Source organism: Streptomyces sp. WAC07094 (assembly GCF_036320405.1).
GTDB lineage: Bacteria > Actinomycetota > Actinomycetes > Streptomycetales > Streptomycetaceae > Streptomyces > Streptomyces lannensis.
The window spans coordinates 3,774,440-3,798,772 of sequence record NZ_JAVMJZ010000001.1 but is presented as its reverse complement, the minus strand read 5'-3'; the positions used below and the strand labels follow the sequence as shown (position 1 = coordinate 3,798,772).

General features: G+C 70.9%; 21 protein-coding genes. 11 read left to right on the top strand and 10 right to left on the bottom strand.

What is annotated here, in order from left to right; translation table 11 throughout:
- Positions 1-46: 46 nt before the first annotated feature.
- Together RCR19_RS16730 and RCR19_RS16725 are read left to right on the top strand one after the other, a co-directional pair.
- Positions 47-2,572 (top strand): ATP-dependent Clp protease ATP-binding subunit, encoded by a 2,526-nt coding sequence (locus tag RCR19_RS16730; protein ID WP_220293184.1) that lies wholly within the window; start codon positions 47-49, stop codon positions 2,570-2,572.
- A gap of 884 nt (positions 2,573-3,456) precedes the next feature.
- The gene (locus tag RCR19_RS16725) at positions 3,457-4,146 is read left to right on the top strand and encodes a M23 family metallopeptidase (RefSeq protein WP_059132341.1); all 690 of its coding nucleotides are present in this window, start codon (positions 3,457-3,459) and stop codon (positions 4,144-4,146) included.
- Between the two features lie 7 nt (positions 4,147-4,153).
- Here the strand turns inward: RCR19_RS16725 and RCR19_RS16720 are convergent, their stop codons facing one another.
- A complete protein-coding gene (locus RCR19_RS16720) occupies positions 4,154-4,750 on the bottom strand; it encodes a TetR/AcrR family transcriptional regulator (protein WP_220293183.1) in 597 nt (198 codons plus the stop codon).
- Between the two features lie 173 nt (positions 4,751-4,923).
- On the opposite strand from RCR19_RS16720, the gene RCR19_RS16715 reads away from it, so the two are divergent.
- The 3 genes from RCR19_RS16715 to RCR19_RS16705 all read left to right on the top strand — a co-directional run bounded on the left by RCR19_RS16715 (position 4,924) and on the right by RCR19_RS16705 (position 7,556).
- On the top strand, positions 4,924-6,507 hold the full coding sequence (locus RCR19_RS16715) for an MDR family MFS transporter (RefSeq protein ID WP_331265873.1): 1,584 nt from the start codon (positions 4,924-4,926) through the stop codon (positions 6,505-6,507).
- A gap of 115 nt (positions 6,508-6,622) precedes the next feature.
- A complete protein-coding gene (locus RCR19_RS16710) occupies positions 6,623-7,045 on the top strand; it encodes a helix-turn-helix transcriptional regulator (protein ID WP_331269462.1) in 423 nt (140 codons plus the stop codon).
- Positions 7,046-7,103: 58 nt separating this feature from the next.
- Positions 7,104-7,556: a VOC family protein gene (locus RCR19_RS16705; RefSeq protein ID WP_059132314.1), complete on the top strand. Its 453-nt coding sequence runs from the start codon at positions 7,104-7,106 to the stop codon at positions 7,554-7,556.
- Between the two features lie 5 nt (positions 7,557-7,561).
- On the opposite strand, the gene cseC is transcribed toward RCR19_RS16705, so the two are convergent.
- From cseC to RCR19_RS16680, 5 genes are all read right to left on the bottom strand, one after another.
- Complete coding sequence (cseC, locus tag RCR19_RS16700) at positions 7,562-8,902, bottom strand: two-component system sensor histidine kinase CseC (protein ID WP_059132315.1); 1,341 nt, start codon at positions 8,900-8,902, stop codon at positions 7,562-7,564.
- 7 nt (positions 8,903-8,909) lie between these two features.
- A complete protein-coding gene (gene cseB / locus RCR19_RS16695) occupies positions 8,910-9,614 on the bottom strand; it encodes a two-component system response regulator CseB (protein WP_331265872.1) in 705 nt (234 codons plus the stop codon).
- Positions 9,615-9,623: 9 nt separating this feature from the next.
- Positions 9,624-10,265 carry a hypothetical protein gene (locus RCR19_RS16690; protein WP_331265871.1) on the bottom strand — a complete coding sequence of 214 codons (642 nt, stop codon included), beginning with the start codon at positions 10,263-10,265 and terminating at the stop codon, positions 9,624-9,626.
- Between the two features lie 11 nt (positions 10,266-10,276).
- The gene (locus tag RCR19_RS16685; protein WP_331265870.1) at positions 10,277-10,816 is read right to left on the bottom strand and encodes a SigE family RNA polymerase sigma factor; all 540 of its coding nucleotides are present in this window, start codon (positions 10,814-10,816) and stop codon (positions 10,277-10,279) included.
- A 368-nt stretch (positions 10,817-11,184) separates the two neighbouring features.
- Positions 11,185-12,135 (bottom strand): A/G-specific adenine glycosylase, encoded by a 951-nt coding sequence (locus tag RCR19_RS16680; protein ID WP_331265869.1) that lies wholly within the window; start codon positions 12,133-12,135, stop codon positions 11,185-11,187.
- A gap of 563 nt (positions 12,136-12,698) precedes the next feature.
- Between RCR19_RS16680 and RCR19_RS16675 the strand changes: the two genes are divergently transcribed.
- Positions 12,699-13,499: a hypothetical protein gene (locus tag RCR19_RS16675; protein WP_331265868.1), complete on the top strand. Its 801-nt coding sequence runs from the start codon at positions 12,699-12,701 to the stop codon at positions 13,497-13,499.
- A 7-nt stretch (positions 13,500-13,506) separates the two neighbouring features.
- Here the strand turns inward: RCR19_RS16675 and RCR19_RS16670 are convergent, their stop codons facing one another.
- From RCR19_RS16670 to radA, 3 genes are all read right to left on the bottom strand, one after another.
- Complete coding sequence (locus RCR19_RS16670; protein ID WP_331265867.1) at positions 13,507-13,866, bottom strand: DUF6204 family protein; 360 nt, start codon at positions 13,864-13,866, stop codon at positions 13,507-13,509.
- A gap of 128 nt (positions 13,867-13,994) precedes the next feature.
- Positions 13,995-15,119: a DNA integrity scanning diadenylate cyclase DisA gene (gene disA / locus RCR19_RS16665; RefSeq protein ID WP_059132322.1), complete on the bottom strand. Its 1,125-nt coding sequence runs from the start codon at positions 15,117-15,119 to the stop codon at positions 13,995-13,997.
- Positions 15,120-15,201: 82 nt separating this feature from the next.
- Positions 15,202-16,611: a DNA repair protein RadA gene (gene radA, locus RCR19_RS16660; RefSeq protein WP_331265866.1), complete on the bottom strand. Its 1,410-nt coding sequence runs from the start codon at positions 16,609-16,611 to the stop codon at positions 15,202-15,204.
- A 368-nt stretch (positions 16,612-16,979) separates the two neighbouring features.
- Between radA and RCR19_RS16655 the strand changes: the two genes are divergently transcribed.
- Complete coding sequence (locus RCR19_RS16655) at positions 16,980-18,716, top strand: hypothetical protein (RefSeq protein WP_331265865.1); 1,737 nt, start codon at positions 16,980-16,982, stop codon at positions 18,714-18,716.
- A 45-nt stretch (positions 18,717-18,761) separates the two neighbouring features.
- On the opposite strand, the gene RCR19_RS16650 is transcribed toward RCR19_RS16655, so the two are convergent.
- A complete protein-coding gene (locus RCR19_RS16650) occupies positions 18,762-19,601 on the bottom strand; it encodes a hypothetical protein (protein ID WP_331265864.1) in 840 nt (279 codons plus the stop codon).
- 71 nt (positions 19,602-19,672) lie between these two features.
- Between RCR19_RS16650 and RCR19_RS16645 the strand changes: the two genes are divergently transcribed.
- The 4 genes from RCR19_RS16645 to ilvD all read left to right on the top strand — a co-directional run bounded on the left by RCR19_RS16645 (position 19,673) and on the right by ilvD (position 24,286).
- Complete coding sequence (locus RCR19_RS16645; protein WP_331265863.1) at positions 19,673-20,605, top strand: Ppx/GppA phosphatase family protein; 933 nt, start codon at positions 19,673-19,675, stop codon at positions 20,603-20,605.
- A 209-nt stretch (positions 20,606-20,814) separates the two neighbouring features.
- Positions 20,815-21,639 (top strand): sugar phosphate isomerase/epimerase, encoded by an 825-nt coding sequence (locus tag RCR19_RS16640; RefSeq protein WP_331265862.1) that lies wholly within the window; start codon positions 20,815-20,817, stop codon positions 21,637-21,639.
- A 16-nt stretch (positions 21,640-21,655) separates the two neighbouring features.
- Positions 21,656-22,285 (top strand): TetR family transcriptional regulator, encoded by a 630-nt coding sequence (locus tag RCR19_RS16635; RefSeq protein WP_331265861.1) that lies wholly within the window; start codon positions 21,656-21,658, stop codon positions 22,283-22,285.
- A 147-nt stretch (positions 22,286-22,432) separates the two neighbouring features.
- A complete protein-coding gene (ilvD, locus tag RCR19_RS16630) occupies positions 22,433-24,286 on the top strand; it encodes a dihydroxy-acid dehydratase (RefSeq protein WP_331265860.1) in 1,854 nt (617 codons plus the stop codon).
- Positions 24,287-24,333 lie beyond the last annotated feature (47 nt).

Below are 24,333 nucleotides of genomic sequence, written 5' to 3'. Positions count from 1 at the left end.
GGGGAGCGTCCCCTCACTGCCTGACCGCTCTGAGGAGCGATTAACGATGTTCGAGAGGTTCACCGACCGCGCGCGGCGGGTTGTCGTCCTGGCTCAGGAAGAAGCCCGGATGCTCAACCACAACTACATCGGCACCGAGCACATCCTCCTGGGCCTGATCCACGAGGGTGAGGGTGTCGCCGCTAAGGCCCTGGAGAGCCTCGGGATTTCGCTCGAGGCGGTCCGCCAGCAGGTGGAGGAGATCATCGGTCAGGGCCAGCAGGCGCCCTCCGGTCACATTCCCTTCACCCCCCGTGCCAAGAAGGTCCTGGAGCTGTCGCTCCGCGAGGCTCTTCAGCTGGGCCACAACTACATCGGCACGGAGCACATCCTGCTCGGCCTGATCCGTGAGGGCGAGGGCGTCGCCGCCCAGGTCCTGGTCAAGCTGGGCGCAGACCTCAACCGTGTCCGCCAGCAGGTCATCCAGCTGCTGTCGGGCTACCAGGGCAAGGAGACCGCCACCGCAGGCGGCCCGGCCGAGGGCACCCCCTCGACGTCCCTCGTCCTGGACCAGTTCGGCCGGAATCTCACCCAGGCCGCTCGCGAGTCCAAGCTCGACCCGGTCATCGGGCGCGAGAAGGAGATCGAGCGGGTCATGCAGGTGCTGTCCCGCCGGACCAAGAACAACCCGGTGCTCATCGGCGAGCCCGGCGTCGGCAAGACGGCGGTCGTCGAGGGCCTGGCGCAGGCCATCGTCAAGGGCGAGGTGCCCGAGACCCTCAAGGACAAGCACCTCTACACCCTCGACCTGGGCGCGCTGGTCGCCGGCTCCCGCTACCGCGGTGACTTCGAGGAGCGCCTGAAGAAGGTGCTCAAGGAGATCCGCACCCGCGGCGACATCATCCTGTTCATCGACGAGCTGCACACGCTGGTCGGTGCGGGTGCCGCCGAGGGCGCCATCGACGCGGCTTCCATCCTGAAGCCGATGCTGGCCCGCGGTGAGCTGCAGACCATCGGTGCGACCACGCTCGACGAGTACCGCAAGCACCTGGAGAAGGACGCGGCCCTGGAGCGCCGCTTCCAGCCCATCCAGGTCGCGGAGCCGTCCCTGCCGCACACGATCGAGATCCTCAAGGGCCTTCGGGACCGCTACGAGGCCCACCACCGCGTGTCCATCACGGACGAGGCGCTGGTCCAGGCCGCCACCCTGGCCGACCGGTACATCTCGGACCGCTTCCTGCCGGACAAGGCGATCGACCTGATCGACGAGGCCGGTTCCCGGATGCGCATCCGCCGGATGACCGCGCCGCCGGACCTCCGCGAGTTCGACGAGAAGATCGCGGCCGTCCGCCGGGACAAGGAGTCGGCCATCGACTCCCAGGACTTCGAGAAGGCGGCGTCTCTCCGCGACAAGGAGAAGCAGCTGCTGGCGGCGAAGGCCAAGCGGGAGAAGGAGTGGAAGGCCGGCGACATGGACGTCGTCGCCGAGGTCGACGGCGAGCTGATCGCCGAGGTCCTGGCCACGGCCACCGGCATCCCGGTCTTCAAGCTCACCGAGGAGGAGTCCAGCCGCCTGCTCCGCATGGAGGACGAGCTCCACAAGCGGGTCATCGGCCAGGTGGACGCCGTCAAGGCGCTCTCGAAGGCGATCCGACGTACGCGTGCGGGCCTGAAGGACCCGAAGCGTCCGGGTGGTTCGTTCATCTTCGCGGGCCCGTCCGGTGTCGGTAAGACCGAGCTGTCCAAGGCGCTGGCGGAGTTCCTGTTCGGTGACGAGGACGCGCTGATCTCCCTCGACATGTCGGAGTTCAGCGAGAAGCACACGGTCTCCCGCCTCTTCGGTTCGCCCCCCGGCTACGTGGGCTACGAGGAGGGCGGTCAGCTGACGGAGAAGGTGCGGCGCAAGCCGTTCTCGGTGGTCCTCTTCGACGAGGTCGAGAAGGCCCACCCGGACATCTTCAACTCGCTGCTGCAGATCCTGGAGGACGGTCGTCTGACCGACTCCCAGGGCCGGGTCGTGGACTTCAAGAACACGGTCATCATCATGACGACCAACCTCGGCACCCGGGACATCTCCAAGGGCTTCAACCTGGGCTTCGCCGCCGCCGGCGACACGAAGACCAATTACGAGCGCATGAAGAACAAGGTGTCGGACGAGCTGAAGCAGCACTTCCGGCCCGAGTTCCTCAACCGTGTGGACGACGTGGTCGTCTTCCCGCAGCTGACCCAGGCCGACATCCTGGCGATCGTCGACCTGATGATCGGCAAGGTCGACGAGCGGCTCAAGGACCGGGACATGGGCCTCGAGCTCGCCCAGTCCGCCAAGGAGCTGCTGGCGAAGAAGGGCTACGATCCCGTGCTGGGCGCCCGGCCGCTGCGCCGCACGATCCAGCGCGAGATCGAGGACACGCTGTCCGAGAAGATCCTCTTCGGGGAGCTGCGTCCGGGCCACATCGTGGTCGTGGACACGGAGGGCGAGGGCGACACCCAGACCTTCACCTTCCGCGGTGAGGAGAAGTCGGCACTGCCGGACGTTCCGCCGATCGAGCAGGCGGCCGGTGGCGCGGGCCCGAACCTGAGCAAGGAGGCGTAACCCCTCGCAGGGTTTCGCCGCCGGGGCTGCCCCGGGACTTCGGTCCCGGGGCAGCCCCTTTTTTGTGCTTCCGACGGCCTGTCGACGGCGGCACGACCATGGAGAGGGCCTGGATCAGGGCGCGGCCGGGTCATGGGCGGTCCGGTGGGCCGTACCGCAGCGCGCCGACGGCGCCGCCGGTGGGCCGCTGACGTCCGGCCGCCCGGGTTACCTGCCGGCCGGTGCGCGGAGTCGGGGACGCGCTGGTCCCCGGACGCCGCGAGGGCGCATGGCCCGGCCGACCCATGCCCTCGCGGCGCCTGGGCCGGCCGGGCTCGGCTGCCGAGCGCGGTGTCCGGGCACGGTGCCCTTCTCCGCGCGGACGGTCCGACGGGAGGCAGGACGCTGCCCGCCCCGGTGCGGTGGTGGACCGTGACACGGGCGTACGCGCCCGCGTGTACACCGGGCGCCCAACGGACCCGGTGCCGCCGCGGCGCAACGGGCACGGGCGGCAGGACGGCTTCACCCGGCCGGGCGGAAGCGGGGAATCGAGTTCCGGCCGGGGTTTTCACGGCCCTCGAAAACCGTCCCGTCAGCCGTAGTCGACCTGTGACGGATGGTCGGCTCGATGAGCGGCTCCGGTGACATGCCGCACAAGGGGTTCGGCCGGTACTAGGCACCATAGTCGGGAATGTTTCCGGGCAAAAGGGACTTTCCTCACCCTTTTTCGAGGTTGGAATACGGAAATCTCCCCAGTCAGACGATTGCCCGATATCGGAACCATCTGTCAAGCTTCCTTATTTTTTGCAGCCGAGTACGAGCTATCGTCGTAGATCGCCCATTTTGGGCTCGGTCGGTGCTCCGGTTACCAAGAGATGGTCAAGTCCCCGACCTCCGAGGTTCCGATGGTGAAGCGCACCCTGACCCTGCCGTCCCGTACGTTCCGATTCCGCACCCGAGTGGCCGCAATGGCCGCCGGAGTGGGGGCCTCGGCCGTGCTGGGAGTCGGGGTCGCGGTCGCGGCCGGCGCCACCGAGGGCAAGGCCGCCACCGAAGCCGTGGCGGCCAAGGTCCCCGCCGACGCGAAGAAGGCCCCTGTCCGTCCTGCCGAGGCCAAGGCTCCCGCCCGCCCCGCCGAGGCCAAGAAGCCCGCGCGTACCGCACCGATGCGGCCGGGTGCCTGGATGGGCCCGGTCAAGCACTACACGCTCTCCGCGAGCTTCAACCAGGCCGGCGGGATGTGGCAGTCCACCCACAGCGGCCAGGACTTCGCCGTCCCGAGCGGGACGGGTGTCGCCTCGGCGTTCAGCGGTACGGTCGTCAAGGCCGGCCCGAACGGCGCGGGTGACGGGCCGGCGTACGGCAATGCCATCGTCATCAGGCATCCGAACGGCATGTACAGCCAGTACGCCCACCTCTCGCGGATCGACGTCCGCGTGGGTGAGTCGGTCACCCGCGGTGAGCACATCGCGCTCTCCGGCAACACCGGCAACTCCAGCGGGCCCCACCTGCACTTCGAGATCCGCACGACCCCGAACTACGGCTCCGCCGTAGACCCGGTCGCCTACCTGCGGTCCAAGGGCGTCGGTCTCTGACCCGTCCCTACGAGGGCGTGCCCGAGTGCGCCTGAGTCACCAGATCGATGGCGACCTCGAGGACAGCTTTGCGCTTGTCCGCGGGGTCGCCCTCCATCTCCTGCAGGACGAACATCCCCGCGTGCATCGTGAACAGCGCGCTGATGCAGCGGACCTGGTCGGTCAGTGACGCGTCGGGGTCCCTGATGATGTCGCGCATCTCCAGCATGCGGTCCTTGAACTGACTGCCGATGCTCAGTTCGCGAACGGTGGCCTGGTTCTCCTGCATGAAGCGGAAGAGGGGGGTCGCCCCGGCGAGCGCCTCGCTGTAGCGGCGCAGGACCTCCTGCTTGGTCTCCAGGCTGTGCGGCTGCGCCTTGCCCCACTCGATCAGCTCGTCGATGGGCCGGGACAGGTCCTCGAAGATGCTGACCAGGATCTCTTCCTTGGTCTTGAAGTGGTAGTAGAGCGCGGCCTTGGTGACGTCCAGCCGCTCGGCGATCTCGCGCAGCGACGTCTTCTCGTAGCCCTGCTCGGCGAAGAGTTCGAGCGCCACGTCCTGGATGCGCTGGCGGGTGTCTCCCCGCCGCTGCCGCTTGGTGCCGTCCATGGTGGTGCCGCCCATCCCTCGTAACTCCTCGCGCTCCCGGAAAAACCCTAATGCGCCGTCGGCAGGCAGGCCCACCGAAACTTACTTGACGCCCGGCTAGTTACGGGACTACCTTCCCTCAGTGTAGTGAACTAGCCGGGCGGCAAGTAAGTGGTCGACGGCACGCAGTGCTCAGGGGAGTGGGAAAGATGGCGGACAGCGCGGTACCGGCGGGAGCCGACAAACAGCCACGGAGCGTGCGGGTCGTCCTGCTTGCGCTCATGATCGCGATGCTGCTCGCGATGCTCGACAACATGATCGTGGGCACCGCGATGCCGACCATCGTGGGTGAGCTCGGCGGTCTGCAGCACCTGGCATGGGTGGTGACCGCGTACACGCTCGCGACCGCCGCCTCCACGCCGCTGTGGGGCAAGCTCGGCGACATGTACGGGCGCAAGGGCTCCTTCATGACGTCGATCGTGATCTTCCTGATCGGATCGGCGCTCAGCGGCATGGCCCAGAACATGGGCGAGCTCATCGGCTTCCGTGCCGTGCAGGGTCTCGGCGCCGGTGGCCTCATGGTCGGTGTCATGGCGATCATCGGCGATCTGATCCCGCCGCGGGAGCGCGGCAAGTACCAGGGCATGATGGCCGGCATCATGGCGCTCGCCATGATCGGCGGACCCCTGGTCGGCGGCACCATCACCGACCACTGGGGCTGGCGCTGGGCCTTCTACATCAACCTGCCGCTCGGCGTGGTGGCCCTGCTCGCCGTCAGCGCCGTACTGCACCTGCCCAAGAAGCGCACCAAGACCCGCATCGACTACCTCGGCGCCGGGCTGCTGACCGTCGGCATCACCTCCATCGTGCTGGTGACCACCTGGGGCGGCAGCGAGTACGCCTGGACCTCGGCGCGGATCATGGAGCTGACCGGGATCGGCGTCGCCTCCCTGATCGGGTTCGTGTTCTGGCAGATGAAGGCCGCCGAGCCGGTCGTCCCGCTGCACATCTTCCGCGGCCGGAACTTCTCGCTGATGTCCGTGATCGGTTTCATCACCGGATTCGTGATGTTCGGCGCGGTGCTCTTCCTCCCGCTGTACCAGCAGGCGGTCCAGGGGGCGTCCGCCACCAACTCCGGGCTGCTGCTCCTGCCCATGCTGGGCGCGATGCTCGTCGTGTCGATGGTCGCGGGGCGGGTCACCACCAACAGCGGCCGGTACAAGATCTTCCCCGTGGCCGGCAGTGTGCTGATGATCGCGGGTCTGTTCCTGCTCTCGCAGATGGACACGGAGACGAGCCGCTTCACCTCGGGTGTGTACATGGCCGTCCTGGGCGCCGGCATGGGCTGCCTGATGCAGATCACCATGCTGGTGGCGCAGAACAGCGTCGAGATGCGGGACATGGGTGTGGCCTCGTCGACCACGACCCTCGCCCGGACCCTCGGCTCCTCGTTCGGCGTCGCGATCATGGGCGCGCTGTTCAACAACCGGGTGCAGCACGTGATGTCCGAGCGGGCGGGCGCCCTCGGTTCGAAGGTCACCGAACAGTCCGCGCAGCTGGACGCGAAGAGCCTGCAGAAGCTGCCCGAGGCCGCCCGCGAGGCCTACCAGCACGCCGTCTCGGCGGGTACGCACTCCGCGTTCCTGCTGGGCTCGGTGGTGGCGGTGGCGGCGCTGCTGGCCGCGGTGTTCGTGAAGGAGGTCCCGCTGCGCGGCGCGGGGCACGACAAGCAGGCCGGGGCCGCGGCTGGGGACGCCGCGGATGCGCAGCCGGCGGTGGCAGAGGCCGTCTGACACGCGCGGACTCCGGTCCCGAAGGCCCCCGGCGCCGTCCGCCCCGGGGGCCTTCGTCCGTCCACGGCACACGGCGATGTCGGTGCTCCGTGGCAGCATCGAAGCCGTGGACAGGATGCGGCAGCTGCGGCTCGCCAAGGACGCGATGGACCGGGACTGGGCCGACCCGGACCTGGATCTCGACGCCGTCGCCGCGCACGCCGGGTACTCGAGGTATCACTTCATCAGGGCGTTCAGGGCGGCCTACGGCGAGACCCCCGGCCAGTATCTGACGCACCGGCGGATCGAGCGGGCCGAGGACCTGCTGCGCACCGCGAACCTGACGGTGACCGAGATCTGCCACCTCGTGGGATTCAGCAGCGTCGGCACGTTCTCCGCCCGGTTCAAGGCCTGGACGGGCGTCACACCCAGCGAGTACCGGAGCAAGCACGTGGCCCGCGGGGCCGCTCTCATTCCGGGCTGCTACGCGATGCTCTGGGCCGGCGGGTTCCGTTCCGGGCCCGGCGCGCGGGACCGCAATTCCGGAGAAGCGCCCTGATGCCGCGGGTGCCTACCGTGGGGGCGCAGAAGAAACCACCCGCCTCCGGGAGCACACCATGATCAAAGGCCTCGCCATCACGACCGTCTGGGTCCTCGACCAGGACCGGGCCAAGGAGTTCTACACGCAGAAGCTCGGCCTCGAGGTCCGCACGGACATGACCATGGGGGAGGGCGGCATGCGCTGGATCACGGTCGGCGCCCCCGACCAGCCCGACGTCGAGTTGACGCTCATGGTGCCCGGTCCGCCCGCGATGGACCCCGAGTCCGCCGAGATGATGAAGAAGCTCGTGGCCAAGGGCGCGCTCGGCGCCGGGGTGCTGGCCACCGACGACATCCACGGTGACTACAAGAGGCTGAAGGACCGCGGCGTGGAGTTCCTCCAGGAGCCGCAGGAGCGGCCGTACGGGACCGAGGCGCTCTTCCGCGACGACTCCGGCAACTGGTTCTCCTTCACGCAGCGCCGGGAGGGCGGCCTGGATCTGGACAAGGACTGGTCCAGCCAGGCGTAGGTGTGTCAGCCCCCGGACAGCGGCAGCATCGGGAAGCTGCCGGTGTTCGTCGGCGCGTGCTCCGGCAGCCAGAGCACGGCGACCGCACCCTCGGCCGCCATGTGCTCCGGAGCCCCGGTGGGCCGGATGTTGCGGAAGGTCAGTCGTGCGCCCAGTACCCGCGCCTGGCCCGCCGCGATCGTCAGACCCAGGCCGTAGCCGGTGCCCGAGCGGTCCGTGCGGCCTGTGCGGAAGCGCTGCGGACCGTCCGAGAGCAGTTCCTCCGGGAAGCCCGTGCCGTGGTCCCGGACCCGGATCACCCGGCCCTCGACCGACACCTCGATCGGCGGCTTGCCGTGCCGGGCCGCGTTCGCCAGCAGGTTGAACAGCACACGCTCCAGACGGCGCGGGTCCGTGGTGACCTCCGACTCGTGGATCACCCGGACCTCGGTGTCCGGGTCCTTCGCCGCCACCCGCCGGGCCACGAACTCGCCGAGCATGATGTCGTGCAGTTCGGCACGCTCGGAGGCCCCGTCCAGCCGGGCCACCTCCAGGACGTCCTCCACCAGCGTGCGCATCGCCTGTGCACGGTCCAGCACCAGCTCGGTGGGGCGGCCCGGCGGGAGGAGCTCCGCCGCGGTGAGCAGGCCCGTGACGGGCGTACGCAGCTCGTGGGCGATGTCCGCCGTGACCCGGCGCTCCGCCTCCAGACGCTGCTGGAGCGCGTCCGCCATCGCGTCCACCGCGCGCGCCAGATCGTCGGTCTCGTCGCGCACGACTCCGCCGATGGCCTCCCGGACACGGACGTCGGTCTCCCCCGCCGCCACCCGGTTCGCCGCGGCCGCCGCCTTGCGCAGCCGCCCGGACAGCTGCCCGCCGATGAGTACACCGAGCGCCGAGCCGCCGAGGACGACCGCGATGGATCCGATGAACAGCGCCTGGTCGAGGTCCTTCATCACATCGGCACCGCGGTCGGTGAAACGGGTGTGCAGGGAGAGCACCCGCCCGTCCTTGAGCGGTACCGCGGCCCAGATGTCCGGCACACCGTGTGGGCCCTCGGAGACATAGGTGGCACGCCGGCCCTCGGCCACCTTCTCCAGCAGGTCCCGTGGGATGGCCGGGTCGTCGACCTTGACCCCGAAGGACTGGGTGCGCCCGGATTCGTACATCCGCTGGGCCACCTGGATGCGTTCGTCGGCGAGATCGCGCGAGTTGTCGAGCATCGAGACGCGCGCCGCATTGTGCACGACCAGGCTCAGCGCTATCGCCACCAGCGCGCCCACCAGAGCGATCGCCGCACTGAGCTTCCATCTGAGCCCCGTCCGTATGGCGTCGTCCGGGATCAGGCGTCGAAGAGAACCGCGCATCCCCGGCTCAGGCCTTCAGCTTGTAGCCGAAGCCACGGACCGTCTCGATCCGGTCCTGGCCGATCTTCGTGCGCAGCCGCTGCACATGGACGTCGACGACCCGGGTGTCACCGCCCCAGCCGTAGTCCCAGACGCGTTCCAGCAGTTTGTCCCGCGACAGCACCGTGCCGGGCGCCGACGAGAACTCCAGCAGCAACCGCATCTCGGTCGGCGTGAGGGCCACCGGCTGCCCCGAGCGCCGTACCTCCATGCCCTCGGTGTCGATCTCCAGCTCGCCGAAGCTGAGCACCCCGCCGTCCTGTACCGAGGTGTCCTCGGACCCGCGGTCGGCGCCGCTCGCGTGCCCGAACCGGCGCAGCACGGCGCGGATGCGTGCGACCAGCACGGCGCCGTCGAACGGCTTGGTCACATAGTCGTCGGCTCCGGCCTCCAGCCCGAGCACGACGTCGATCGAGTCGGCGCGGGCGGACACCATGATCACAGGCACGGTCGACTCGTCGCGGATACGGCGGCACAGGCTGACGCCGTCCAGGCCGGGGACCATCACGTCCAGCAGGGCGATGTCCGGGCGGCGGGTGCGGAAGGCCTCCAGGCCGGACAGTCCGTCGGGCATGGCGGTGACCGCGAAGCCGTCCCGTTCCAGGGCGAGTTGGGTGGCCTCGCGGATGACGTCGTCGTCCTCGACGAACAGGACGTGGGTCTGCTCTGCCATCCGCTGCTCTCAGTTCCCGGCGGGGGCCGGCGTGTCGCCGTCGCCCACCGCATTGCTGTACTCGTTGCGTGTGCTGGTCACGAAGGCGAAGTGGTTGCCCCTCCAGCTGTACGTGATCACATCCTCGCTGGAGGGATACGACACCGGGTCGCCCTTCTCATAGATCTGCTGGGTCACCACCAGGTCACCACGGTCTATCTCGGCGTAGACCGGCGGCTCCTCGGCCTTGAACACATTCTGGTACCTGCGGTTCTCCATGCGGTACACGTACGAGCCGACGCCGACGGCGTCGCCGCAGGTCATCACGTTGACCACGATGTCGTTGGCGGTACCGCGGGTCAGGTCGCCGTAGGACACGTCGATCGGGTACTCGTCGGCCACACACGGCTTCAGATCGTCCTTGACCGCTTTCGCGACCTTGGGATCGGCCTTGACCATCCGCACGACGTCCAGCCGTGTCGGCTCCTTGGCGGCCGGGGAGCGCGAGGCGGAGGGGGAGGGGGCGGCGCTCGGGACCACCGCGTCACTGCCCGCCGGACCCTCGTCCCGGGCTCCGGTGCCGCCGGTGGCGCAGCCGGAGACGAAAAGCCCGACGGCGGCGATCGCGGCCGTCGCCACGATCGCCGCTCTCAGGGCTCCTCCGGGCTCCATGGCCCCCGTGCCTAGGCCGCGCAACGCTCCCGCTCCTCACGCTCCAGCGTGCGTGCGTCCAGATCGCGCGCCTCCAGCTCCTCCCGGAGCCGGGCGAGCGCCCGGTGCAGCGTGCTCTTGACGGTACCGGCCGACATGCCGAGAGCGGCGGCCGTCTCCTCCGTGGACATCTGCTCCCAGTGTCGCAGCACGACGACACTGCGCTGCTTCGGCGCGAGGACCTTCAGTACGTCCATCAGCAGGGCCCGGTCGGCGTGCTGCTCGGTGGAGTCGTCCACGGACGCGTCCGGGAGCTGCTCGGTGGGGACCTCCTCGAGCCGGCGGGCGCGCCACCACTCGGTACGCGTGTTGATCATGACGCGGCGCAGATAGGCGTCCGCCAGGCGCTTGTCGGCGATGCCGTCCCAGCGGCCGTAGGTGCGCACCAGCGCCGTCTGCAGCAGGTCCTGCGCGTCGGTCGGGTCGGGAACCAGCCGGCGGGCGCTGCGCAACAGCGCGTCCTGCCGGGTACGGACGTACTCCTCGAACTCGAGCACCTCTCCCTGCGCCATTCCGACCGCCTCCGTTCCCCGTGTCCGACGTCTCCCGCGGCTGCGTCCCACAGCCGGGTGCCGGTTCTGCTCAGCCCGTGTCATCCGTGTGCCGCCCTTTCAGCGGCACGTCTATGAAGCTACGGAGGAGTTGTCACGGGGTTGTGCGAGGCAGCCTGCGGAGAGCCCTCGGCTGTCCGTCGGTTGTGTAACGGACGAGGGAACAGCGTTGAGTCAGGGGGTAGTTGAGGAGGGTATGGGGTGATTTGTCCGCCCGAGAGGTGTGAGACATGGCTGATGTGGCGAGGCGTGCGACGTGACAAGGCGCGCCGGCGGCGGTGGACCGTCCGGGCGCGGCGGGTGGGGCGCGCGCCCGGACGGTGACGGGGTCAGGTGAGCGGAAGACGGTAGAGGCCGCCGGGCAGCGGCTCCACCAGTCCGTCGGAGACCAGGGCGTCCAGGGCGCGGGCCCGCTGCACCGGCTCGTCCCAGACCCGGTCGAGGATCGACTGGGGGACCGGGGTGACGGCCTCGCGCAGCACGGCCAGCAGCCGTCCACGAACCTGACGGTCCGTCCCCGCGTACGTCTGGCCGCGGCGCGGGGGGCCGTCGTGCTCCGGCTTCCCGGCCAGCTGCCAGGCGCACTGCGCGGAGATCGGGCAGCGGTGACAGGTCTCGTTCTTCGCGGTGCAGATCAGCGCGCCCAGTTCCATGGACGCGGCCGCCCAGCGGGAAGCCGTGCGCTCGTCCTCGGGCAGGAGCTCACGGGCGAGCCTGCGCTCGGCGGCGGTGGTGGCGTTGGGCGGGTACTGCGTACCGGTGACCGCGCGGGCGAGCACGCGGCGCACATTGGTGTCCAGGACCGGATGGCGCTGGCCGTAGGCGAAGGAGGCCACGGCCGCGGCCGTGTACTCACCGATGCCGGGCAGTGCCAGCAGCTGGGAGTGTTCGGTCGGTACGTCGCCGCCGTGCCGTTCCGTTATGGCCACGGCTGCGCCGTGCAGGCGCAGGGCGCGACGCGGATAACCCAGGCGGCCCCAGGCGCGGACGGCCTCGCCGGGTGGTTCCTTGGCCAGGTCGGCCGGGCGCGGCCAGCGGATGAGCCACTGCTCGTAGACGGGCAGCACGCGGTTGACCGGCGTCTGCTGCAGCATGAACTCACTGACCATCACGCCCCACGGTCCGGCCTCGGGCCGCCGCCAGGGGAGATCGCGGGCGTGCTCGTCGAACCAGGCGATGACCGGGCCGTGCAGTGCCCCGCCGGGGGCTCGGCCGGTGGGGGCGTCGGAGGTGTCGTCGGTCTGGGCGGGGGCGGGAGTGGGGGTGGTGGGTGCAGTCATGACGCTGTCGATCCTGCCACGGGAGGGGCGGCAGGGCGGGCGACCGGGCCGGGTCGGAGTGGTTTGTGTCGGTGGGCGCCCCCGTGATGGCGGGGTGGAGCGCATCTGTGCCTCTTGGGCACGGGTGTTCGGAGGTGACCCCGGTGCCGCGGTCCGTCCGGGGGCGAGGGCGGGTTCGAGGGACGGCGTCCGAGGGGTGCGGGCCGGTTGTTCACGGGTCGGGCCGTCCGGGCGGCGCGAGGCGGTCCGGGTGGGGTGGGCGGGGAAGGCCCGGCCGGCCGGTGTGGGTGCCGTGCCCGAGTCGGGTTTCTCCGACTTCGTGTGCGGCCGTCGTACGGGGGACGTCCCGCTGCCCGCTGCCCGCTGCCCGCGGTCGAGTGCGGGCTCCGGGCCGGCGGCCCGCCGTCGGGTCCGTCGGCCGCCGCTCCGGGCGCACAGAGGGTGCCCGGGTCCGGTGCGGATGTACGGCCCGCGGGCCCACGACACGTAATGATCATGGGAAAGTTGGGTTTATGGGGCGGGTGGCGCAAGGCCCGCGGCGGATCTCTCGTACAGTTTGGGCCGTGGGATCTCTGCGCAATCCGGTCGGGCCGCTTCCCTCCTCCATCTACTGGCGACGGAGGGCCGTACTGCTGTCCGTGCTGGCCTTGTTGGCGCTGCTCATCGCGTGGGTGGTCACCACCTCCGGCGGTGGTGGCGGCAGGAACGGCGCGGACGGGTCCAACGGCAAGCACCCCACGTCCTCCATCACGCCGGGACCGTCGGGCAGCGGGCCCGCGATAAGCCAACACCCGGGCGGGCGCGACGAGTCGAGCGGCGGCGGGGGTTCGGACGAGTCGTCCGGCGGCTCGGGGTCCGGGGACTCCGGTGGAGCGGGCGCCGGGTCCGGCGGGTCGGACGAGGGCGTGGGCGGCGGCGGTTCCACCGGCGGGCAGCTGCCCGCCGGTTCGGGTTCCTCGCTTCCCAACTGTGCCTCGGGTTCGGTGCAGTTGACGCTGAAGAGCGTCCACAACTCCTACGCCCCCGGCGAGACACCCACGTTCGAGCTGATCGCCAAGAACTCCTCCGGCAGCGACTGCAAGGTCGATCTCGGGCCCAAGAACGCGGTGTTGACCATCACCCAGACCGGCAGCGACGACGGTGTCTGGTCCTCGGCCGACTGCCCGAGCGGCTCCGGGAGCGTGCTGTTCCGTGTGCCCGCGAACAACGAGGTGACGTACACGGTGAAGTGGGACCGCAAGCCCAGCGCCCCGAACTGTGCGACGCCACCGGCCGGTACGGCTTCGGCGGGCACCTACCTCGTGGAGGCACAGGCCTCCGGGTTCCCGAAGGCCCAGACCTCGTTCGTGCTCTCGAAGGACTGAGCGCCGGTCAGGACGACGACCGGCCCATCGCCCGGCGGCGGCGCTTTCCGAGCGGTGCCTGGGAGAGGTCCTCGGCCGTGGAGCGGAGGTTCTTGTAGCCGTAGCCGTGTTCGTCGAGCCAGGCCCTGGCGGACTCCTCGGCGCGTTCCGTCGCGGTCAGGATGTCCTCCTCGGCCTCGCCGGAGTCGAGGAACCGGAAGGTGAAGGCGGCGCGGGCGGCCACGTCGTAGCTGAGGTGGCCCTCCGGGGTGAAGGCCGCGCGCAGCACGTCGTGCTCCGCGGCCCGTGCGAGGAGTTCTGCTCGTTGTCCGTCGTCGAGGCCGTCGAAGACGCCGCGGACCGTGACACGGAAGGTGCGGGTGCTCATCCCTCGAACGTAGACGCGGTGCGTGGTGCGTCTCCACCGGGTTTTCCGTCCGGCCGCCGAACCTCGGGGGTGGGGGCCGCAGTGTGACCGCGGGAGCGGCGGGGTGACCGCCGGGCGCCGTGCGGCCGCTAGACGTAACGCTCGAGGATGGACGACTCCGCGAGGCGCGACAGCCCCTCGCGCACGCTGCGGGCCCGGGCCTCGCCGACGCCGTCCACCGTCTGCAGGTCGTCCACACTTGCCGCAAGAAGCTTCTGCAGGCCGCCGAAGTGCTCCACCAGGCGCTCGATGATGGCGCCGGGCAGCCGCGGAACCTTCGCCAGCAGACGGAATCCGCGGGGCGACACCGCCGAGTCCAGGGTTTCGGGGGAGCCTGTGTAACCCAAGGCGCGGGCCACCGTGGGCAGTTCGAGAAGCTCGGCGTGGGTCAGCGCATCCAGCTCGGAGAGGGCCTCCTCCACCGTGCGGGAGCGCTTCGCGGTGGGCTCGGGTACGTAGTCGCGCACCACCAGCTCCCGCTCGGGCTCCACGCCCGCAATCAACTCGTCCAGTTGCAGAGCGAGAAGACGGCCGTCCGTGCCCAGTTCGACGACGTACTCGGCGATTTCGGTGGCGATACGGCGGACCATCTCCAGCCGCTGGGACACCGCCGAGACGTCCCGGACCGTCACCAGGTCCTCGATCTCCAGCGCGGACAGCGTGCCCGCCACCTCGTCCAGGCGGAGCTTGTACCGCTCCAGGGTGGCCAGGGCCTGATTCGCACGGGACAGGATCGCCGCCGAGTCCTCCAGGACCCGGCGCTGCCCGTCGACGTACAGCGCGATCAGGCGCATCGACTGGGACACGGAGACCACGGGGAAGCCGACCTGCTTGCTCACCCGGTCCGCGGTGCGGTGGCGGGTGCCGGTCTCCTCCGTGGGAATCGTCGGGTCCGGCACCAGCTGCACACCGGCCCGCAGGATCTTCGACAGGTCCGAGGAGAGGACGAGGGCGCCGTCCAGCTTGCACAGCTCCCGCAGCCGGGTGGCGGTGAACTCGACATCGAGGACAAAACCGCCCGTGCACATCGTCTCGACGGTCTTGTCCGAGCCGAGCACGATGAGGCCGCCGGTGTTGCCCCGGAGTACGCGCTCGAGGCCGTCACGCAGGCCCGTGCCGGGCGCCACGGCGCTCAGCGAGGCGCGCATCAGGCCCTCGGTACCGGAGCTCCCGCCGGACTTTCCGGGAGCTGCCGCCCGGTCGTTGGCTGCCACTGCACTCCTCCGGTCGCAGGTTCTTCAGGCGCTCCCGTGTCGCACACTCGGTTCGTACGGACGGGCGAGACCAGGGCAAAGTCTACCGGCGGTCCTCCTCCTCCCGCGGGGCCTCTCGGCGACGGGAGCGCGGAAGGACCCGCAGGGCGTCCCCTATGTCCCCCACTTCCAGCACCTTCATGCCGGGCGGGACCTTTCCCGGATCACCCGGAACGAGTGCGTGCGTGAACCCCAGACGGTGTGCTTCGGCCAGTCGCCGCTGGACCCCGGTGACCCGTCTGACCTCGCCCGCGAGTCCCACTTCGCCGATCGCCACCAGGTTCTTCGGCAGGGGGGTGTCGCTCGCGGCGCTCGCCAGGGCCAGGGCCACCGCCAGATCGGCGGCCGGCTCGGAGAGTTTCACCCCGCCGACGGTCGCGGAGTAGATGTCCCGCTTGCCCAGGGCGCTGATGCGGCCGCGCTGCTCCAGGACGGCCAGCATCATCGAGACGCGGGAGGTCTCCAAGCCGGACGTGGTGCGCCGCGGGGAGGGGATCTGCGAGTCGACGGTCAGGGCCTGGACCTCCGCCACCAGCGGGCGCCGGCCCTCCAGTGTCACGGTCAGGCAGGTGCCGGGGACCGGCTCGTCCCGGCGGGTCAGGAACAGGCCGCTGGGGTCGGCGAGGCCCGTGATGCCCTCGTCGTGCAGCTCGAAGCAGCCGACCTCGTCCGTCGCGCCGTAGCGGTTCTTGACCCCGCGTACGAGGCGCAGGCGCGCGTGCCGGTCGCCCTCGAAATGCAGCACGACGTCCACCAGGTGCTCGAGCAGGCGCGGGCCCGCGATCGCCCCGTCCTTGGTGACATGGCCCACGAGCAGGGTGGACATACCGCGTTCCTTGGAGGCGCGGATGAGTGCTCCGGCGACCTCGCGCACCTGGGCCATGCCGCCGGGCGCACCGTCGATCTCGGGGGAGGCGACGGTCTGTACCGAGTCGAGGATCAGCAGCGAGGGCTTGACGGCGTCCAAGTGACCGAGGACCGCGGCGAGATCGGTCTCCGCGGCGAGGTAGAGGTGGTCGTCGATGGCACCGATGCGGTCGGCGCGCAGGCGCACCTGGCTCGCCGACTCCTCGCCGGTCACATACAGCGTGCGGTGCTCGTCGCTCGCCGCCTTGGCCGCGACGTCGAGCAGGAGCGTGGACTTGCCGACCCCGGGCTCGCCGGCGAGTAGTACGACCGCGCCTGGCACGAGTCCGCCGCCGAGGACGCGGTCCAGCTCGGGCACGCCGGTGGTGCGGGCGGTCGCCTGCCGCCCGTCGACCTGGCCGATGGGCAGCGCGGAACTCGTCACCCGGCCCGGTGCCGTCGTCCGCACGGCGGGCGCGCCGTACTCCTCGATCGTGCCCCAGGCCTGGCACTCGGGGCAGCGGCCGAGCCACTTGGCCGTCTGCCAGCCGCACTCGGTGCAGCGGTAGGACGGCCGGTCCTTGGTGGTCTTCGTACGGGCAGCCATGGACGGAACCGTAGCGGGGCCCTCTGACACCGCGAGCACCGCCGGGTCGGCCCCCTCGGCGGCCGACCCCTCATGGCCGGGTGGACGGCGACTGACCCCGCGCTCCCACGGCGACGTTCCGGCGACCGCGGCCCGTCCTCGGTGCGTCGCACGTCACGGCGTGCCGAGGGACACGGCGCGCGCGGGCGTGACGCGGGTCACTCTCAGGAGGGCGCGCTCACGGCGTGTCCGCGCACCGGTCCACCCACGGGTCCGACGTCGCGGAATAGGCCATTCCGGTCCCTGTATGAGGGATCGTTTCACCCGTACGGAGTAAAAGTGCTCAAGGAGGAAGAAGGCATCACCTGTCGGCGCCTACGGTCGCACAGGTGATGAGCAGCAGGCCGGAGACCTCCACGCACGCCGGCGGCGCGCACCCGGCGCGAAGGGACTCGCGCAAGCGGGGCGGGGCGCCTCGCGGCGCACACACGCGCACCCCGGCACAGCGGCCGCCCGGGCGTTACGACGCCTACCTGGACGGCCTGTTCACCTACTGCCTGTCCGTGTTGTGCGATCACGACGCGGCGACCGCGGTCCTGGCGGACGCGCTGGCGCTCGCCGAGCGCCGCGGCGCGCGCGGTCCGCAGTCCGCCGACGACTGCCGGGCCTGGCTGTACGCCCTGGCCCGCTGGTCCTGTCTGCGCCGGCTCGCCGAGGCGCGGCGGCGCAGGCAGCCCGGCCATGCCGTCGGGCGCGACAGCGGCTCCCGCGGGTACAAGGACTCCGCCGACCGGCGCGCCGCCGAGGCGATCGGCGCCGCCCCCGTCTCCGAGGAGACCGAGGAGGAGCGCCGCCGGGAGCTCGCCCGGCTCGCCTGGCCGGAGGCCGCAGGCACCACCCCGGAGCAGCGCGAGGCGCTGGAGCTCGCCGTACGCCATCAGCTCGCCGCTCCGGAGGTCGCCGCCGTGCTCGGCATGGACCTCGCCGTCGCCAGGGAACTCCTCGCCTCCGCCGCCTGCGAGGTCGAGCGCACCCGCGCCGCCCTCGCCGTCGTCGAGACCGGCACCTGTCCGAGCGTCGCCCGCCTCACCGGCGACCATCGCCTGGTGCTCAGCGCCACCCTGCGCCGTGAACTCGTCCGGCACGTCGACGGCTGCCCGCGCTGCCGCCGTACCGCCGAGCGCGCGGTGCCCGGAACCTGGCCGGGCACGAGCGTGACGCCCGAGGCCCTTCCCGTCCTCGAGGCGCCCCGCGCCGCCCTTCGCACCGCGGTGGCGCACACTCCCCGCGCGCGGGGCGGCGCTCCCCGCTTCGACCGGCGCGGCTTCCCCATGGACCCCAAGGACCACGCGGCCCGCCGCGACCGCCTGCGCGCGCGTGCCGTCACGACGACCGTGGTCGCCACCGTGATCGCGGCCCCCGTCCTCGCCCTGTGGGCCGCCTACCGCGGCCCCCTCACCGGTGAGGGGGCCGACGGACGCCCCGCCACCGCACGGGAGGCGCACGGCACCGACGCCCTCGGCGGTGAGGGCGCGGGCGGCTACGAGAACGCGGGCAACGCCAGCGCGCGTCCCGGCGCGCCCTTCGGCAAGGACGGCCGCGCGCCGGATGTCTCGGTCGAGGTCATCGGGGTGAGGAAGGGCGCGCCCGGCGAGGGACAGCTGAAGGTGGCGGCCCACAGCGACGGCACCACCACGCTCATCACGCTGACGGCGTCCGGCGACGCGCCGGTTCGCTGGTCCGTGTCGACGAAGGCCTCCTGGCTCTACACGAACCGGTCCTCCGGGACGCTCGCGCCAGGAGAATCGTTCACTGTCCGAGTGCACGTGGACCACCTCCGCGAGCCCGCCGGCTCCTGGCACGCGCGCGTGGCCGTGGCCCCCGCGGGCGCGGTGGTCACGATCGACGGATACGGGACCGCGGGCCCGCCCGGCCCCCGGCCCACCCCGGATCCTCCGGGGCCGTCCGTCCCCCCGTCGAGCGATCCGCCGTCGAGCAGCCCGGACCCCACGACGAGCGAGCCGACCCCGTCGGATCCCCCGTCCACGGATCCGACGCCCACCGACCCTCCGGCCTCGACCCCGCCGCCGCCCACCGACAGCGGCACGCCGAGCCCGCCCTCCTAGGCGCCCGTCACCGTGGGTGAGCGGGGCGACGGTCGTACGCCGGCCTCAGCCCACCGGATCCGCGGGGTGCGGCGCCACCAGCGGCAACTGCGAGGCCAGGCGCTGTTCGCACAGTTCGGCCAGCCGGTCGTACCCCGCCTTGCCCATCATCTCGGTCAGCTCGGCCCGGTACGAGACATACACCGGGTCGCCCGCGCCGTGCGCCGATGTGGCCGAGGTGCACCACCAGTGCAGGTCGTGGCCGCCCGGCCCCCAGCCGCGGCGGTCGTACTCGCCGATGGACACCTGGAGCACCCGGGTGTCGTCGGGCCGTTCGATCCACTGGTACGTCCGCCGGACCGGCAGCTGCCAGCAGACGTCCGGTTTGGTCTCCAGCGGTTCGCGGCCCTCCCGCAGCGCGAGGATGTGCAGCGAGCAGCCGGCGCCCCCCGGGAACCCGGGCCGGTTCTGGAAGATGCACGATCCCTGGTACGGCCGGGTCTGCCGGGAGCCCTCGTCGTCCTCCGCGACCCAGCCGGTCTCCATGCCCACGTCATGGTTCTGCCAGATCTCCGGCGTGAGCCGTGCCACGTGCTCGGCCACCCGCTTCTCGTCGTCCTCGTCGGAGAAGTGCGCGCCTAGCGTGCAGCACCCGTCGTCCGCGCGGCCCGCCTGGATGCCCTGGCAGCCGCTACCGAAGATGCAGTTCCAGCGAGAGGTCAGCCATGTCAGATCGCACCGGAAGATCTGCTCGTCGTCGGCCGGATCCGGAAACTCCACCCATGCGCGTGCGAAGTCGAGTCCCTTCTCGTCGCTCACCTTCGGGACCTTCCTGGACGCCTTCGCCTGCGAATCCTTCGAGCCCTTGGAGGATTTGTCGGACTTCGCCTTTTTCGTCTTTGGCACGCATCCAGGGTAAGTGGCTCCGGCCCGCATCGGGGACGGCGGACCGTCGCACTGGCAGTAGCGTTCCGTACATGAGACTCGGTGTCCTCGACGTGGGTTCGAACACGGTGCATCTGCTGGTGGTGGATGCCCACCCCGGTGCGCGCCCGCTGCCCGCGCACTCGCACAAGGCCGATCTGCGGCTCGCCCAACTCCTCGACGGCGGCGGGGCCATCGGACGCGACGGTGTGGACAAGCTCATCGCAGTGATCCTCGACGCCCTCCAGGCGGCCGAGGACAAAGGTGTCGTGGAACTCCTGCCGTTCGCCACCTCCGCGGTGCGCGAGGCGAGCAACGTGGACGAGGTCCTGGCCCGGGTCAAGGACGCCACCGGTGTCGAGCTGCAGGTGCTGACGGGCGAGGAGGAGGCGCGGCTGACCTTCCTCGCAGCCCGCCGCTGGTTCGGCTGGTCGGCGGGCAAGCTGCTCGTCCTCGACATCGGCGGCGGCTCGCTGGAGATCGCCTACGGAATCGACGAGGAGCCCGACGCCGCGGTGTCGCTGCCGCTCGGGGCCGGGCGGCTCACGGCGGGCTGGCTGCCGGGCGATCCGCCGGACCCGGCCGACGTGAAGGCGCTGCGCCGCCATGTGCGGACGGAGATCGCGCGGACCGTCGGCGAGTTCAGCCGCTTCGGTGCGCCCGACCACGTGGTGGCCACCTCCAAGACGTTCAAGCAGCTCGCCCGTCTCGCCGGGGCGGCGCGGTCCGCCGAGGGCCTGTACGTGCAGCGTGATCTGAAGCGGCAGTCCCTGGAGGCGTGGGTACCGCGGCTCACCGGGATGACGGCCGAGGAGCGCGCGGACCTCCCGGGCGTCTCCGACGGCCGCGCGAGCCAGCTCCTCGCCGGGGCACTGGTCGCCGAGGGCGCGATGGACCTGTTCGGGGTGGAGACCGTCGAGATCTGTCCGTGGGCGCTCCGGGAGGGCGTGATCCTGCGGCGGCTCGACCACATGCCGGCGACCTAGACCGCTTCGAGCACATGCCGATGGCCCGGACCTGTCGGCGAAGGGTTCCCGCCATCCCCGCTGCCGGCGCCCTCGGGCGGTCCGGCCGGAGCGGGCGGGGCGCGCACGATACGGGCAGCGGCGACATCCGGCCGCTGTGCGCCTTCCCACAGTCCCCCGCCCCCCGAGCGGCCCTCCATGTCAATGCGCCGCCCCGTACCCTGTCCCTCGTGGCAGAACCAGTGGTGCGCATCCCGGATGCGAAGGTCGCCCTGTCGACGGCCTCCGTCTATCCGGAGTCGACCGCGACGGCCTTCGAGATCGCGGCGCGCCTCGGGTACGACGGGGTCGAGATCATGGTGTGGACCGATCCCGTGAGCCAGGACATCGATGCGCTGCGCAGGCTCAGCGACTACCACCGGATCCCTGTTCTCGCCATCCACGCCCCCTGTCTGCTGATCACGCAGCGGGTGTGGTCCACCGACCCGTGGACCAAGCTCCAGCGGGCCCGCGCGGCCGCGGAGCGGCTCGGCGCCGGCACGGTCGTCGTCCATCCGCCCTTCCGGTGGCAGCGGCAGTACGCCCGCGATTTCGTCGACGGCGTCTGGCGCATGGCGAACGAGACCGATGTGCGGTTCGCCGTCGAGAACATGTATCCCTGGCGCTACCGCGACCGCGAGATGCTCGCGTACGCCCCCGACTGGGACGTGACGAGGGACGACTACCGTCACTTCACCATCGATCTCAGCCACACCGCGACGGCCCGTAGCGACGCTCTGGAGATGCTCGACCGCATGGGCGAGCGCCTGGGTCACGTCCACCTCGCCGACGGCAACGGTTCCAACAAGGACGAGCATCTGGTCCCCGGCCGCGGTGTCCAGCCGTGCGCGGAGGTCCTCGAGCGCCTCGCGCACACCGGCTTCGACGGGCACGTCGTCATCGAGGTGAACACCCGCCGGGCCATGTCGGGCGCCGAGCGCGAGGCCGACCTCGCCGAGGCCCTCGCCTTCACACGTCTGCACCTGGCGTCGGCCGTGAGGGTGCCCCGAGGATGAGCGAGGTGCTCGGCCGGTGAGCGAGGCGACCGGAGCGGGACGTGTGCGCCGCGGCAGGGGACGGCCCAGCCGTACGGAGACGGCGGCGGCGCCCGCCACCCGCGACCGCATCCTGGAGTCGGCCCGTGAGGAGTTCTCCGAGCGCGGCTACGAGAAGACCTCCGTGCGCGGTATCGCCAAGGCGGCCGGCGTGGACTCCGCCCTGGTGCACCACTACTTCGGTACCAAGGAACAGGTCTTCGAGGCGGCCATCGAGGTGGCCTTCGCGCCCGCCCTGGGCGCGCCCGAGGCGTTCGCGGACGGACCGCCCGAGGGTGTCGGCGAACGCCTGACCCGCTTCATCCTCGGCATCTGGGAGAACCCCACGACCCGTACGCCGCTGCTGGCGATCGTCAGGTCGGCTGTGAACAACGACACGGCGGCCGCCGTCTTCCGCCGTCTGATCGCCACACAGCTGCTGCGCCGCATCGCGGGCCGGCTCGACGTCCCGGACCCGGAGCTGCGCGCCGAACTGGCGGCCGCGCAACTGGTGGGGCTCGCGATGCTGCGATACGTGATCAAGGTGGAGCCATTGGCGTCCGCGGACCTGGAACAACTGGTGGCACGGGTGGCGCCGGTCGTGCAGGGCCATCTGACCAACCCCTGACCCGCGCCCGGCGCACCCCGCCCGAGGGGCGCGTCGAGCCCCTGTCGACCGAGACGTGCATCCCGTATTCCGGACACTTCAGTCCGGCCCTTGGAGCACCGGCGTACGCTCGACAGAAGTCAGAACTCTCCGAAGGAGCGAGCGACGATGCCCGAGCTGAGGTCCCGCACAGTCACCCACGGCCGCAACATGGCGGGCGCCCGCGCCCTTATGCGCGCCTCCGGTGTACCCGGTGCGGACATCGGACGGAAGCCGATCATCGCGGTCGCCAACTCCTTCACGGAGTTCGTGCCGGGCCACACCCACCTCCAGCCGGTCGGCCGGATCGTCAGCGAGGCGATCAGGGAGGCGGGCGGCATCCCACGCGAGTTCAACACCATCGCGGTCGACGACGGCATCGCCATGGGCCATGGAGGCATGCTCTACTCCCTCCCCTCGCGCGACCTGATCGCGGACAGCGTGGAGTACATGGTCGAGGCCCACTGCGCCGACGCCCTGATCTGCATCTCCAACTGCGACAAGATCACCCCGGGCATGCTGATGGCGGCCCTGCGCCTGAACATCCCGACGGTCTTCGTCTCCGGCGGCCCGATGGAGTCCGGCCGCGCCACCCTGGTCGACGGCACGGTCCGCACCCTCGACCTGATCGACGCGATCGCCGACGCCGCCAACGACAAGATCTCCGACGAGGACATCCTCCGTATCGAGGAGAACGCCTGTCCGACGTGTGGCTCCTGTTCCGGCATGTTCACGGCCAACTCGATGAACTGCCTGACCGAGGCCATCGGACTGTCCCTGCCGGGCAACGGCTCGGTCCTCGCCACCCACACCGCCCGCCGGGCGCTGTACGAGGACGCGGCCCGCACCGTGATGGACCTCACCCGCCGCTACTACGAGCAGGACGACGAGACGGTCCTGCCCCGCAACATCGCCACGTTCTCCGCCTTCGAGAACGCGATGGCGCTCGACATCGCGATGGGCGGTTCCACCAACACGATCCTGCACCTGCTGGCGGCGGCCCAGGAGGCGGGCGTGCCGTTCGGGCTGGCGGAGATCGACGAGGTCTCGCGCCGCGTGCCCTGCCTGGCGAAGGTGGCCCCGAACGTCGCCAAGGACCGCACGTACTACATGGAGGACGTGCACCGCGCCGGCGGCATCCCGGCCCTCCTCGGCGAACTGCACCGCGCGGGCCTGCTGAACGAGGACATCCACGCGGTCCACAGCCCGTCCCTCGCGGACTGGCTCAAGACCTGGGACGTCCGCGGCGGTTCCCCCTCCCAGGAGGCGGTGGAGCTGTGGCACGCGGCGCCCGGCTGTGTGCGTTCCGCCGAGGCGTTCTCCCAGTCGGAGCGCTGGGCGTCCCTCGACGAGGACGCGGAAGGCGGCTGCATCCGCTCGGCGGAGCACGCCTACTCCAAGGACGGCGGTCTGGCGGTCCTCAGGGGCAACCTCGCGGTCGACGGCTCGGTGGTCAAGACGGCGGGTGTCGACGAGTCGATCTGGACCTTCGAGGGACCCGCGGTCGTCTGCGAGTCGCAGGAGGAGGCCGTCGAGAAGATCCTGACCCAGCAGATCAAGGAGGGCGATGTCGTCGTCATCCGGTACGAGGGCCCGAAGGGCGGCCCGGGCATGCAGGAGATGCTGTATCCCACCTCGTACCTGAAGGGCCGGGGCCTCGGAAAGGCCTGCGCGCTGATCACCGACGGCCGTTTCTCCGGCGGCACGTCGGGTCTGTCGATCGGCCACGCGTCCCCGGAGGCGGCCTCGGGCGGCACCATCGCCTTGGTCCGCGACGGCGACCGGATCCGCATCGACATCCCGAATCGCACGATCGAACTCCTCGTGTCCGACGAGGAGCTGGCCACCCGCCGTGACGCCCTGAACGGCGTCTACGCCCCCGCGAACCGCGACCGCAAGGTCTCGGCCGCGCTCCGCGCCTACGCCGCGATGGCGACGAGCGCGGACAGGGGCGCCGTGCGGGATGTGAGCAAGCTGGGCTGAGGGCTCACCGCGAAGGGCCGCCTCCCGAGGGGGCGGCCCTTCGGCAT